The following is a 12378-nucleotide window of genomic DNA, read 5'->3' as shown; positions in this document are numbered from 1 at the left end:
GATCTGAAGAATCCGCTCGGTGTCATCTTGGGCCGCACCGAAATGCTGACCGAACTGATCGGCGCCGACGCCGCCAAGGAGGGCATCTGCGCCCAGGTCGAGCATATCCGCGAAGCGACGCGGCGGCTGACCTCGATGGTCGACCACCTGATCTCCGACGCGATGGCGGATGCCTTCGACATCTCGATCCGGCGCGAGCCGGTGGACATCGCCGCACTCGCCGCCGAGGTCGCGGAAGCCAACCGGCCGATGGCGCAGAACAAGCAGCAGTCGATCGCGGTGTCGACCCCGACGGCCCGCACCACGATGTGCGACTCCGACCGGATGCGCGAGGCGATCGATAATCTGATCAGCAACGCCATCAAATACAGCCCGATCGGCGGCCAGATCACCGTGCTGGTCGACGGCGACGAAGACGACACGACGATCCGCGTCACCGATCAGGGCGCCGGGCTGTCGCCGGAAGATCTCGGCCGCCTGTTTGGCCGCTTCCAGCGCCTGTCCGCCAAGCCGACGGCCGGCGAGAGCTCGACCGGGCTCGGCCTGTCTATCGTCAAGAAGATCGTCGACATGCACGGCGGCACGGTGGTGGCGCAGAGCCCGGGCCCCGGCCAGGGCGCCACCTTCACCATCACCCTGCCCGCCGCCACGCCAGCCTCGTTCGCCGCATGAGCCAGAACCCGCACATCATCGTCGTCGACGACGAAGCCCCCGCCCGCGAAATGGTCGGTGACTATTTGAAGATGCACGGCTTCAGCGTGACGCTGTGCGACGGCGGCAAGAGCCTGCGTGCGGAGATCGGCGTCAAGCTGCCGGACCTCGTGGTGCTCGATCTCAACATGCCGGAAGAAGACGGGCTGTCGATCATCCGCGACCTCAAGGCGAAGTCGAATGTCCCGGTGATCATGCTGACCGCGACCGCGAGCCCGATCGACCGCGTCGTCGGCCTCGAACTCGGCGCCGACGATTACATCGCCAAGCCGTGCGAGCTGCGCGAATTGATGGCACGCATCCGCTCGGTGCTACGCCGCGCCGGCCCGGCCAAGCCGGCCGAAGCGGCGGCGGAGAAACCCGCCGCCAAGGAGCAGCTCGTCCGCTTCGGCACCAAATGGCTGGACCTCGAAGCCCAGGCGCTGCGCGACGACGACGGCAACGAACATCCGCTGACAGCATCGGAATTCGGCTTGCTGAAAGTGTTCGCCGCCAATCCCAAGCGGGTGCTGTCGCGCGAACGGCTGCTCGAACTCGCCAATGCCCGCGACGCCGAGGCATTCGACCGCGCCGTCGACCTCCGCATCATGCGGATCCGCCGCAAGATCGAGCCCGATCCGACCAGGCCGGCCGTGATCCGCACCATCCGCGGGGGCGGTTATCTGTTCTCTCCGGCCAGCGATCGGGCGTAGTATTATACCCCTGTGCGAGAGTTCCCCATTTACGGAACCTGCGGCAGCACGTCGCATGACCTTTGATAATCCAGATCTTTTTTGGTCTCTGTTTCGTCCCGGGGGCAGCGACGACACAATCGGACACGTCACGAAACCATTTTAATCTTGCAGCGCAGACCTGCTGAAACGCTGGCTCACTAGGAGTCCCACGTAGTGAACGCCGCGGGGGAGCGCGGCGCCAAGTGGGAGCTTCGTCATGCAGAACGTCATCGCCCTCAACGACGCGGGCCGTCAGGGCATCCTCGCCGCGCGGGCAACCACCGACGACATGCTGCTCGCCAGCATCGCGGCGGGTGACCGGACTGCCATGCACACGCTCTATGCGCGGCACAATCTGCGCGTTTATCGTTTCATCCTGCGCATGGTGCGGGACCCGGCGACGGCCGAGGATCTGGTCAGCCAGGTTTTCCTGGACGTCTGGCGGACCGCCCGGCAGTTCGAGGGCCGCGCTCAGGTCTCGACCTGGCTGCTGTCGATCGCCCGCTTCAAGGCGCTGACCGCGCTCCGCCAGCGCCAGCACGAGGACATCGACCAGGACGACGTGCTGGAGATCGCCGACGTCTCCGACACGCCCGAAGCCGCACTCGACCGCACCAAGACCAGCGACATTCTGCGCGCCTGCATCGCCAAATTGTCGCCGGCGCATCGCGAGATCATCAACCTCGTTTACTATCATGAGATGTCGGTCGAAGAAGTCGGCCGCATCGTCGGAATTCCGCAGAGCACCGTGAAAACGCGGATGTTTTACGCGCGCAAGCAGCTCGCCCAGTTGCTCAAGAGCTGCGGCGTCGAAAGCATCGCGGCCTGAAACTGAACGAATCTTTTCGACACCGCCGCAATTGAAACGATCCGCGGCACCGGACAGAAAGATTTTGTTGCTATTTGACTGGCATGAACACCGCACGAGGCATCGTGCACGCGTTCGCGAAAGCCTTCGGTTAACCATCGCAGGCCTCCAAGCAAGCCCGGACGAGATGCCCCCTCGTCCGGGCTTTTGCTTGTCCGCAGGCCGTCGCGGTTTTCACGCGGACGTGACGCCGGCCGCGTAACGCAGCGCCGGCGAATGCCGAAGCTTCCGACAACGCGCGCATACAAGTCCGGCCTTTACCGGCGGCGCGCGATCGCGTCGGGGGCCGCATGCTCGATCTGTTGCTCGCTTTGCTCGCCGGTGTCGCCACCATCGCGGCGCCCTGCACACTGCCGGTACTGCCGATTCTGCTCGGCGCTGCGCTCGGCGACAGCGACCGGCTGCGGCCGGCGTTCATCGCCGTCGGTTTCGTGGCAACGTTCGCCGCGGTGGCGCTGCTGCTGAGCGCACTGACCCGGCTGCTCGATTTCGATCCCAACCTGCTGCGCAGCGCCGCCGCGATTCTATTGCTCGGCTTCGGCGTGCTGATGATCTGGCCGAAGCCGTTCGAGGCCGCCTGGAGCCGGCTCGGCGGCAACGCGCTGCTGCCGCGCGCCGGCACGACATCGCGCCGCGGCATGATCGGCGGCCTGTTGCTCGGCGCCACGCTCGGCCTGATCTGGACGCCCTGCGCCGGGCCGGTGCTGGGCTCGATCCTCACCCTGGTGGCTTCGGCGAAAGACACTGCTTGGGCGAGCATGCTGCTGGTTACTTACGCGGTCGGCGCGGCACTGCCGATGCTGGCGATCGGCTACGGCGGCCGGCGCGCGGTCGCACGTGTACGCAGCGTGGCGCGGATCGCGCCACGTCTGCAGCAGGGCTTCGGCGTGATCGTCGTCGCCTTCGCGCTGGCCAGTTACTTCCAATACGACACGGAGGTCGTCGCGTGGCTCACCTCGTTCTATCCCGCCGGCCAGATCGGCCTTTGAGTCCTCCCACATCGAGAATGGAGATCACCATGACGACCCGACGAATGCTTACCCTCGCGCTCGGCTTCTCCACCGGCCTGCTCGGCTTCGCCGCTCCGGCGATCAGCGGTGAGGCGACGACTCCTGTCGCACCATCGCTGCAAGCCGATGCGCGCCAGCCGGCACCCGACTTCGTCGGCCTCGACCGCTGGTTCAATTCGCGGCCGCTGTCGGTCAAGGATCTTCGCGGCAAGGTCGTGCTGGTGAATTTCTGGACCTATGGCTGCGTCAATTGCGTTCACACCCTGCCGCACGTCACGCAGCTCTACGCCAAGTACAAGGATCGCGGTTTCGTGGTGGTCGGAATTCACACACCAGAATTCCCGTTCGAGCGATCGGCCTCGAATGTAACGGCTGCGCTAAAACGTCACGGCATTACCTATCCGGTGGCGCAGGACAACGATTCCCACACCTGGGACGCGTATCGCAACCAATATTGGCCGGCGCAATACATCGTCGATCGCAACGGCAACGTGGTCTATCAGCATGCAGGCGAAGGCGCGTATGACGAAATGGATCACATCGTCGCGCGATTGTTAAAGGCCGAAAGCTAGGCTTTCCCCATACGCAGGCATAGAGTGACAGCGAACGATACATCCGCCACGCTGTGCCGGATGTATCGCGTCCTCGCTGCCTGGACTCGCTGAATGTTCGAACATCTCGACCCCGTCGTGCTGGCGCGCGCGCAATTCGCCTTCACGATGTCTTTTCACATTATCTTCCCGGCGTTCTCGATCGGGCTCGCCAGCTATCTGGCGGTGCTGGAAGCGCTTTGGTTGTGGACGGGCCGCGAGGTCTTCATCAACCTGTTCAATTACTGGCTGAAGATCTTCGCCATCGCGTTCGGCATGGGCGTCGTCTCCGGGATCGTGATGTCGTATCAGTTCGGCACCAACTGGGCGGTGTTCTCGGACAAGACCGGTCCGGTGCTCGGGCCGCTGATGGCCTATGAGGTGCTGACCGCGTTCTTCCTCGAGGCCGGCTTCCTCGGCGTCATGCTGTTCGGCCTCAAGCTCGTCGGGCCGCGGCTGCATTTCCTCGCCACGCTGATGGTGGCGATCGGCACGCTGATCTCGGCCTTCTGGATCCTGTCGGCCAATTCCTGGATGCAGACGCCAGCCGGCTACGCAGTCAACGACGTCGGGCAGTTCGTGCCGGCGGACTGGCTGAAGCTGATCTTCAATCCGTCGTTTCCATATCGGCTGCTGCACATGGTGCTGGCGGCGTATCTCACCACGGCGCTGGTGGTCGGCGCCGTCGGCGCGTTTCATCTGCTGAAGAACCCATTTCAGCCCGGGCCACGCATGATGTTCTCGATGGCGATGTGGATGCTGACCGTCGTGGCGCCGATCCAGATCTTCGCCGGCGACGCCCACGGCCTCAACACGCTGGAGCATCAGCCCGCCAAGGTGATGGCGATGGAAGGGCACTACCAAAGCCATCCCGATGGTGCGCCGCTGATCCTGTTCGGCCTGCCCGACCAGGACGCCGCCAAGGTTCGCTATGCGATCGAGATTCCGAAACTGTCATCGCTGGTGCTGAAGCATTCGCTCGATGCGCCGCTGGCCGGGCTCGACACCGTGCCGCGTGAAAACTGGCCGCCGGTGCCGATCACCTTCTGGTCGTTCCGCATCATGGTGGCGCTCGGCTTTCTGATGCTCGGGCTCGGCCTGTTCAGCCTGGTGATGCGCTGGCGCGGCCGGCTGTCTGAATCCCGGCCGCTGCATTGGTACGCGCTGATGATGGGTCCCGCCGGTTTCGTCGCGGTACTGGCCGGCTGGGTCACCACCGAGACCGGGCGGCAGCCGTTCACCGTGTTCGGCCTGCTGCGCACCGCCGACTCGGTGTCGCCGCTGGCGGCGCCGGCCGTAGCGTCATCGCTGATCGCCTTCGCCCTGGTGTACTTCGCCGTGTTCTTCGCCGGGGTCGTCTACATCCTGCGGCTGATGGCGCAGCCGCCGCACCACGGCGAGCAAGGCCCGTCCGGCGCTACGCCGGCCCGCGCCGCCGGCATCACGCCGGCGCCGGCGATCGCCAGCCGAAGGCTCGGCTGATGATCGCGATCGATCTGGCAACGATCTGGGCCTTCATCATCGCGTTCGCGGTGTTCGTCTATGTGGTGATGGACGGCTTCGACCTCGGTCTCGGCATCCTGTTTCCGCTGTTTCGCAGCAAGCGCGACCGCGACGTCATCATGAACAGCGTCGCCCCTGTTTGGGACGGCAACGAGACCTGGCTGGTGCTCGGCGGCGGCGGACTGTTCGCGGCGTTTCCGCTGGCCTATGCGGTGCTGATGCCGGCGCTGTACACGCCGATCATCGCCATGCTGCTAGGTCTGGTGTTTCGCGGCGTCGCGTTCGAATTCCGCTGGCGCACCACGCGCGAGCGCAATCGCTGGGACGTCGCGTTCTTCCTCGGCTCGCTGCTCGCCGCTTTGGCGCAGGGCGTCGCGCTCGGCGCGCTGCTCCAGGGCATTCATGTCGAAGGCCGCGCCTATGCGGGTGGATGGTGGGACTGGCTGACGCCGTTCAGCGCGCTCACCGGCGTTGCGCTGGTGATCGGCTATGCGCTGCTCGGCGCCACCTGGCTGGTGATGAAGACCTCGGCCGAGCTGCGCGAGCGCGCCTACACGCTGAGCCGCTGGCTGTTGCTCGGCATGCTGGCCGCCATCGTGGCGGTGAGTGCCGCCACGCCGTTCCTGTCCTACGACTATTCGCAGCGCTGGTTCGCCTGGCCGAACGTACTCGCCACCGCGCAGGTGCCGCTCGCCGTTGCGATCGTCACCGCGCTGCTGCTGCGGGCGCTCGCCAAGCGGCGCGACTACCAGCCGTTCTTCCTCACACTGGCGCTGTTCGCGCTGTCCTATGCGGGGCTGGGCATCAGCATGTGGCCCTATGTGGTGCCGCGTAGCGTCACCATCTGGCAGGCGGCGGCCCCCGAAAGCAGCCAGCTGTTCATGCTCGTCGGCGTCTCGATCCTGGTGCCGATCATCCTGATCTACACCGCGTGGGCCTACTGGGTGTTCCGCGGCAAGGTCGACCCGGAGCACGGCTACCATTGAGCCGATCTGAACCACAGCGCCCGTTGCCGCGACGACTGCTATGGTTCGTCGCGCTGTGGCTGTGCGGCGTCGGCGCCGTCACACTGGTCTCGATGCTGCTCAGGTTGTGGATCGGCCCCGGCTGACGTGATACACCTTCGGCCGACTGTGATTTCGCCAGGGGGAATCGATGATCGGTTTGGGACGTCTGCCCGGTTGGCTCGCGCTGGCCGGCGTACTCATCGTCGCGGCGGGGTTCACAGCGCCCGGCCACGCCCAGCAGAACGATCCCGGCGACGAGCCCGGCCTGATCGCCAATGACGATTACGAGCTGCCGCCCGAGCTGCGCAAGCAGATGGTGTTCTTCCGCACCAGCGAGCCGCCCGGCACCATCATCGTCCAGACCTCCGAACGCTATCTGTATCTCGTCCAGGGCAACAACCGCGCCCTGCGCTACGGCATCGGCGTCGGCCGCGACGGTTTCCAGTGGCAGGGCCTGCTGAAGATTTCGCGCAAGGCCGAGTGGCCGGACTGGACGCCGCCGCCCGAGATGATCCAGCGCCAACCCTATCTGCCGCGCTTCATGGCCGGCGGCCCCGGCAACCCGCTCGGCGCCCGGGCGATGTATCTCGGCTCGACCGTGTATCGCATCCACGGCACCAACCGTCCCGACACGATCGGCACCGCGATTTCGTCGGGCTGCTTCCGCCTGGTCAATGCCGACGTGATGGACCTGTACGACCGCGTCCCGGTCGGCACCAAGGTCGTGGTGCGGCAGAAGCCCGAACTTTAGCGTCTCCTCTCCTCCGTTTTCGAGAACCTCGACATGTTCAAGCGCACGTTTCTGACCGGGCTCAGCATCGGGCTCGTGGTCGCGGCCGCGATCGCGGCGGCGGCGATTACCTACGAACGCTACGACACCAAGACGCTGAAGCGCACCATCCGACGCGATGCCGTGCTGTGCGGCGTCAACAGGGGCCTGCCAGGCTTCTCGACGCCGGATGACAAGGGCAATTGGAGCGGCTTCGACGTCGATTTCTGCCGCGCGGTGGCGGCGGCGATCTTCGACGATCCGAACAAGGTGAAGTTCGTGCCGCTCGACGCCAGCGAGCGCTTCAAGGAACTGCAGAGCCGCAAGGTCGACATCCTGTCACGCAACTCGACCTGGAGCATGTCGCGCGAGACCAATTACGACCTCTACTTCCCGGCCGTCGCCTATTACGACGGCGAAGGCTTCATGGTGCCGGCTTCGCGAAAAATCGACAGCGGGCTCGAACTCGACGGCAGCAAGGTCTGCGTCCAGAACGGCACCACCACCCAGCTCAACCTTGCCGATTACTTCCGCGCCAACAACATGAAGTATCAAGAGGTGAAGTTCGACAAGCTGGACGACGTGGTAAACGCCTACAAGGCTGGCACCTGCGATACCTTCACGGCCGACATCTCGCAGCTCTACGCGCTGCGCCAGACCTTCGACAAATCCGGCGCCGTCCACGTCATCCTGCCCGACGTCATCTCCAAGGAGCCGCTGGCCCCGGTGGTGCGCCAGCGCGATGACGACTGGATGATGATCGTCAAATGGACGCTGTATGCGATGATCAACGCCGAAGAGCTCGGCATCACCTCGCAGAACATCGATCAGGCGCTGAAATCCAAGAAGCCCGACGTGATGCGGCTGGTCGGCACCGAAGGCGCGTTCGGCGAAGACCTCGGCCTGTCCAAGGACTGGGCCGCCCGCATCATCCGCCACGTCGGCAATTACGGCGAAGTCTACGACCGCAACGTCGGCAAACTCGGCATCCCGCGCGGCCTGAACCAACTCTGGAGCGCCGGCGGCATCCAATACGCGCCGCCGATCAGGTAGCCACAACTACGGTGTCATCGCCCGCGCAGGCGGGCGACCCAGTATCCCAGAGCGCACGCTTTTGGGCGCTGTGCTCAACACTCCCGCACTGGAATACTGGGTCCCCGCATGCGCGGGGATGACGGCTGAGGTTGGTGAGACGCCGTGCGCCAACACTCTCACGCCCGTCATTCCGGGGCGCGCGCAGCGCGAACCCGGAATCGCTTCGCCGCAGAACAGTTCGGGATTCCGGGTTCGCTCGCTGCGCGAGCGCCCCGGAATGACGACGTGAGGCGGTGCGTGCGAGCCGCGGCGCCGTGTGTTTCCGTCGCCCTGAGGTGCGAGCGTAGCGAGCCTCGAAGGGCGACGGAAACAGGACGAGCCTCAATACTTCTTCAGCCGCGCCAGATAGTCGGCGTGGAAATTGGCGTCGCCGAACAGTTCCTGGCAGACGCGGGCGCGTTTCATGAACAGGCCGATATCGAACTGATCGGTCATGCCCATGCCGCCGTGCATCTGCACGCCTTCCTGCACCGCCAACGTCACCACCGTGCCGGCCTTGGCCTTGGCGACCGCGACAGCCGGGCCGGCATGCTCCGGATCGGCGTCGAGCGTCTGCAGCGCCTTGAGCGCGGCGGCGCGGGCGATTTCGATCTCGACATAGAGATGCGCGGCGCGGTGCTGCAGCGCCTGGAATTCGCCGATCAGCCGGCCGAACTGCTTGCGCTCTTTCAGATAAGTCACGGTGCGGCCGAACGCTTCGTCGGCGACGCCGACCATCTCGGACGCCACCGCGCCGCGGCCGATGTTCAGCACGGCTTCGAGCAGATCACCGCCATGATCGACTTCGCCGAGCACGGAATCAGCATCGACCTCGACGTCGTCGAAAATGATGCGCGCCGCGTTGTGCGCGTCGACCATGACGGTGCGCTCAATGCCGACGCCCTTGCTCTTGGGATCGACCAGGAACAGCGTCAGTCCCTCGCGCTCGCCCGGCGCCCCGGCGCTGCGAGCGGCGACGATCAGCAGATCGGAGACGTGGCCGTCCACCACCATGGCCTTGGCGCCGTTCAGCTTGAAGCCGTTGCCGGAGCGCTTGGCCTGCAGCGCGGTCTTCAGCGGCCGATGCTTCGCGCCTTCGTCGACCGCGAGCGAGGCGATCAGCGAGCCGTCGGCGATCTTGGGCAGATGCGCCTGCTGCTGCGCCTTGGAGCCGCGCTTCAGCGCCGAGGCGACGAGCACGCCGGTGGCGAGAAACGGCGACGGCATCAACGTGCGGCCGATCTCCTCCATCACCACGCCGGCTTCGACGCAGCCGAGTCCCGAGCCGCCGAACTCTTCCGGCACGACCAGACCGGCAAAGCCCATCTCGGCGAAGCTCTTCCATAGGTCGCGCGAGAAGCCGACCGGGTCACGCTCGTCGCGCAACTTGCGCAAATGCGCCACCGGCGCCTTGTCGCCGATCAGCCCGCGCGCCGAGTCGCGCAGCATGGTTTGTTCTTCGGTGAGGACGAGGGCCATGGGTAAGGTTCCGCTTCGGTGTGATGCTTCTGAGTTCGTCATTCCGGGATGCGCGCGGGAGCGCGCAGACCCGGAATCTCGAAATTGTTGCGAAGAGAGATTCCGGGTTCGCGAGCTTCCGCTCGCGCCCCGGAATGACTCGGGGAGAGGTTGTTCCGGACGAACTAAGCCCCCGGCAGATCGAGGATGCGCTTCGCCACGATGCCGAGCATCACCTCACTGGTACCGCCTTCGATCGAGTTGGCCTTGGTACGCAGCCAGCTGCGGGCCCGGCTGCCGTCGTGCGAGCGCTCGCTCTCCCACTCCAGCGCGTCGATGCCGCCGGCCGACATCAGGATCTCGTGGCGGCGCTTGTTGAGCTCAGTGCCGTAGTACTTCATCGCCGACGAGAACGCCGGATGCAGCTGACCTGCCTTGGCGAGATCAACCGCGCGCTCGGCCGCACAGGCCAGCGCCGCTTCGTCGATGTCGAACGAGGCGATCTGGCCGCGCAGCATCGCGTCGTCGAGTCGCCCCTGATCGTCGGCGCCGAGCGAATCCGCCGCGACTTGTCCGAGGGGCCGACCGCCGTCGCGGCCGCCCATGCCGGAGATCATCGCGCGCTCGTGCTGCAGCAGATACTTGGCGACATCCCAGCCGCGATTGACGGTGCCGACGACGTGCGACTGCGGCACGCGGACATTGTCGAAGAAGGTCTCGCAGAACGGCGACTTGCCGGAAATCAGCAGGATCGGCTTGGTGGTCACGCCGGGCGAGGTCATATCGAATAGGATGAAGCTGATGCCGTCGTGCTTCTTGGCGGCGGGGTCGGTGCGCACCAGGCAGAAGATCCAGTCCGCGTAGTTGGCGTAAGACGTCCAGATCTTCGAACCGTTGATGATGAAGTCGTCGCCGTCCGGCACGGCGCGCGTCTGCAGCGAGGCCAGATCCGATCCGGCGTTCGGCTCGGAATAGCCCTGGCACCAGCGGATTTCGCCGCGGGCGATCTTGGGCAGGTGCTCCATCTTCTGCTGCTCGTTGCCGTATTTCAGCAGCGCCGGCCCGAGCATCCAGATGCCGAACGACGACAGCGGTGAGCGCGCACCGATCGCCGCCATTTCTTCGCGGAGAATCTTGGTCCGGGCGCCATCGAGACCGCCGCCGCCATACTGAGTCGGCCAATCCGGCACGGTCCAGCCCTTGTCGCGCATCCGCTCGAACCAGACCTTCTGAGCTCCGGAGGCGAACTTGGTGTTGCGGCCGCCCCAGAAATTATCCTCGTCCGAGGTCATCGGCTTGCGCATCTCGGCCGGGCAATTGGCCTCGAGCCAGGCGCGGGTGTCGCGGCGGAATTGATCGAGATCGGCGTCGAGCATCGGCATGTTTCCATCCGGCGGCCGCGGGCGCGGCCGGTTCGCGTTTGTTGGCGGCGACCTTGGCGCGAGGCGCGGCGGAATTCAATATCCGTGATGTCGTCGCCGAATTGCAGCGACGTGCTAAGGAACGGTTCGGGCCAAACAACGAAAGATCCGAGGATGCGCCTCAAGCTTCTTCCGCCAGACGAAATGAGCGCCGACCAGCGCGCGATCTATGAGGAGTCGATCGCCAGCAAGCGCGGCACGCCGCCGCCGCCGATGATGGCGTGGCTGGCGAGCCCGGAGATGGCGCGGCATGCGACGCGGCTCGGCGCCTTCCTGCGCTACGACACCACGCTGCCGCCGGCGCTGTCCGAACTCGCCATCCTGGTGACGGCGCGGCACTGGACCGCGCAGTTCGAATGGTACGCGCACAAGAAGATGGCGCTCGACGGCGGTCTCGATCTCACCATCATCGACGACATCAAGAATCGTCGCACGCCGACATTCGCCGATCCCAAGGCGCGGGTGATCTACGACGTGGCGAAGTCGCTGCACGAGGCCAAGGGCCTGTCGCAGCCGCTGTACGACGAGGCGATGCGCGTGCTCGGCGAGCGCACGTTGGTCGAGATCATCGGCCTGTGCGGCTACTACACGATGGTGTCGATGACGCTGAACGCCTATCAGTTTCCGTTGCCGGACGGCGAAGTGCCGGAGTTGGACTAGCCGCAATGCCGTCATGCGCGGGCTTGACCCGCGCATCCATCCTTCTCACATAAGATGGATCACCGGGTCTCGGCGCTGCGCGCCGGCCCGTTGATGACGATCGTGAAGGACGCCGATGTCACTATCCGAGACAACCGCAGATCCCGTCCCCGCCGGCACCCGCATCGGCCATGTGCACCTCAAGGTCGCCGATCTCGATCGCGCGCTCGGGTTCTATTGCGACGTGCTGGGCTTCCAGGTCATGCAGCGCATGGGCGATCAGGCAGCCTTCATCTCGGCCGGCGGCTATCACCACCACATCGGGCTCAACACCTGGGAAAGCCGCGGCGGTTCGCCGCCGCCGCCCGGCACCACCGGCCTGTATCACACCGCCATCCTGTATCCGACCCGCGCCGCGCTGGCCGACGCATTGCACCGCGTGCTGAGCGCCGGCATCCCGCTCGACGGCGCCAGCGATCACGGCGTCAGCGAAGCCTTGTACTTGCGCGACCCCGATCAGAACGGCGTCGAACTCTACCGCGACCGCCCGCAGTCCGAATGGCCGCGCAAGCCCGACGGCGCGCTGGCGATGTTNCCCCGCCGTCTCGATGTCAA

At 65.5% G+C, this 12378-nt stretch carries 14 protein-coding genes; 12 read left to right on the top strand and 2 right to left on the bottom strand.

Translation table 11 applies throughout. The features are described from left to right. From I5M_RS19460 to I5M_RS19415, 10 genes are all read left to right on the top strand, one after another. On the top strand, positions 1 to 672 hold a 672-nt coding region (locus tag I5M_RS19460), incomplete at its 5' end, for a sensor histidine kinase KdpD (protein WP_022722927.1). Then, entirely contained in the window at positions 669 to 1403 is a 735-nt protein-coding gene (locus I5M_RS19455; protein WP_022722926.1) for a response regulator, read from the top strand. The genes I5M_RS19460 and I5M_RS19455, both read left to right, overlap by 4 nt. Positions 1404 to 1641: 238 nt before the next feature. After that, positions 1642 to 2253, top strand: coding sequence for a sigma-70 family RNA polymerase sigma factor (locus I5M_RS19450; RefSeq protein ID WP_022722925.1), 612 nt, complete (start codon positions 1642 to 1644; stop codon positions 2251 to 2253). 329 nt (positions 2254 to 2582) lie between these two features. Continuing rightward, positions 2583 to 3281 (top strand): cytochrome c biogenesis CcdA family protein, encoded by a 699-nt coding sequence (locus tag I5M_RS19445; protein WP_022722924.1) that lies wholly within the window; start codon positions 2583 to 2585, stop codon positions 3279 to 3281. 29 nt (positions 3282 to 3310) lie between these two features. After that, entirely contained in the window at positions 3311 to 3874 is a 564-nt protein-coding gene (locus tag I5M_RS19440) for a thioredoxin family protein (protein ID WP_244432053.1), read from the top strand. Between the two features lie 93 nt (positions 3875 to 3967). After that, a complete protein-coding gene (locus I5M_RS19435; RefSeq protein WP_022722922.1) occupies positions 3968 to 5374 on the top strand; it encodes a cytochrome ubiquinol oxidase subunit I in 1407 nt (468 codons plus the stop codon). Further along, the gene (gene cydB, locus I5M_RS19430) at positions 5374 to 6381 is read left to right on the top strand and encodes a cytochrome d ubiquinol oxidase subunit II (RefSeq protein WP_031337089.1); all 1008 of its coding nucleotides are present in this window, start codon (positions 5374 to 5376) and stop codon (positions 6379 to 6381) included. The genes I5M_RS19435 and cydB overlap by 1 nt, the downstream gene beginning before the upstream one ends. 23 nt (positions 6382 to 6404) lie before the next feature. Further along, a complete protein-coding gene (locus I5M_RS31825) occupies positions 6405 to 6506 on the top strand; it encodes a DUF2474 domain-containing protein (protein WP_376738691.1) in 102 nt (33 codons plus the stop codon). 44 nt (positions 6507 to 6550) lie between these two features. After that, positions 6551 to 7153, top strand: a complete 603-nt coding sequence (locus I5M_RS19420; protein WP_022722919.1) for a L,D-transpeptidase — start codon at positions 6551 to 6553, stop codon at positions 7151 to 7153. 33 nt (positions 7154 to 7186) lie between these two features. Beyond that, complete coding sequence (locus I5M_RS19415) at positions 7187 to 8224, top strand: amino acid ABC transporter substrate-binding protein (protein ID WP_022722918.1); 1038 nt, start codon at positions 7187 to 7189, stop codon at positions 8222 to 8224. 363 nt (positions 8225 to 8587) lie between these two features. On the opposite strand, the gene I5M_RS19410 is transcribed toward I5M_RS19415, so the two are convergent. Together I5M_RS19410 and I5M_RS19405 are read right to left on the bottom strand one after the other, a co-directional pair. Next, complete coding sequence (locus I5M_RS19410) at positions 8588 to 9724, bottom strand: acyl-CoA dehydrogenase family protein (RefSeq protein WP_022722917.1); 1137 nt, start codon at positions 9722 to 9724, stop codon at positions 8588 to 8590. Between the two features lie 164 nt (positions 9725 to 9888). After that, positions 9889 to 11085 carry an acyl-CoA dehydrogenase family protein gene (locus tag I5M_RS19405; protein WP_022722916.1) on the bottom strand — a complete coding sequence of 399 codons (1197 nt, stop codon included), beginning with the start codon at positions 11083 to 11085 and terminating at the stop codon, positions 9889 to 9891. 153 nt (positions 11086 to 11238) lie between these two features. Here I5M_RS19405 and I5M_RS19400 point away from each other — a divergent pair, with 153 nt between their 5' ends. Together I5M_RS19400 and I5M_RS19395 are read left to right on the top strand one after the other, a co-directional pair. Next, positions 11239 to 11784 carry a carboxymuconolactone decarboxylase family protein gene (locus I5M_RS19400; RefSeq protein ID WP_022722915.1) on the top strand — a complete coding sequence of 182 codons (546 nt, stop codon included), beginning with the start codon at positions 11239 to 11241 and terminating at the stop codon, positions 11782 to 11784. A gap of 115 nt (positions 11785 to 11899) precedes the next feature. After that, positions 11900 to 12378 (top strand): VOC family protein (locus tag I5M_RS19395; RefSeq protein ID WP_022722914.1); only part of this gene is annotated, 479 nt, incomplete at its 3' end.

The organism is Rhodopseudomonas sp. B29 (assembly GCF_000333455.1).
Lineage (GTDB): Bacteria > Pseudomonadota > Alphaproteobacteria > Rhizobiales > Xanthobacteraceae > Rhodopseudomonas.
The sequence above is the reverse complement of the archived record's forward strand: the minus strand, read 5'-3'. Positions and strand labels throughout refer to the sequence as shown.

Bases quoted from the DNA above. Each gene is read 5' to 3' on its own strand.
- I5M_RS19455 (WP_022722926.1), top strand. From the start codon at position 669: ATGAGCCAGAACCCGCACATCATCGTCGTCGACGACGAAGCCCCCGCC.
- I5M_RS19450 (WP_022722925.1), top strand. From the start codon at position 1,642: ATGCAGAACGTCATCGCCCTCAACGACGCGGGCCGTCAGGGCATCCTC.
- I5M_RS19445 (WP_022722924.1), top strand. From the start codon at position 2,583: ATGCTCGATCTGTTGCTCGCTTTGCTCGCCGGTGTCGCCACCATCGCG.
- I5M_RS19440 (WP_244432053.1), top strand. From the start codon at position 3,311: ATGACGACCCGACGAATGCTTACCCTCGCGCTCGGCTTCTCCACCGGC.
- I5M_RS19435 (WP_022722922.1), top strand. From the start codon at position 3,968: ATGTTCGAACATCTCGACCCCGTCGTGCTGGCGCGCGCGCAATTCGCC.
- cydB (WP_031337089.1), top strand. From the start codon at position 5,374: ATGATCGCGATCGATCTGGCAACGATCTGGGCCTTCATCATCGCGTTC.
- I5M_RS19420 (WP_022722919.1), top strand. From the start codon at position 6,551: ATGATCGGTTTGGGACGTCTGCCCGGTTGGCTCGCGCTGGCCGGCGTA.
- I5M_RS19415 (WP_022722918.1), top strand. From the start codon at position 7,187: ATGTTCAAGCGCACGTTTCTGACCGGGCTCAGCATCGGGCTCGTGGTC.
- I5M_RS19410 (WP_022722917.1), bottom strand. From the start codon at position 9,724: ATGGCCCTCGTCCTCACCGAAGAACAAACCATGCTGCGCGACTCGGCG.
- I5M_RS19405 (WP_022722916.1), bottom strand. From the start codon at position 11,085: ATGCCGATGCTCGACGCCGATCTCGATCAATTCCGCCGCGACACCCGC.
- I5M_RS19400 (WP_022722915.1), top strand. From the start codon at position 11,239: ATGCGCCTCAAGCTTCTTCCGCCAGACGAAATGAGCGCCGACCAGCGC.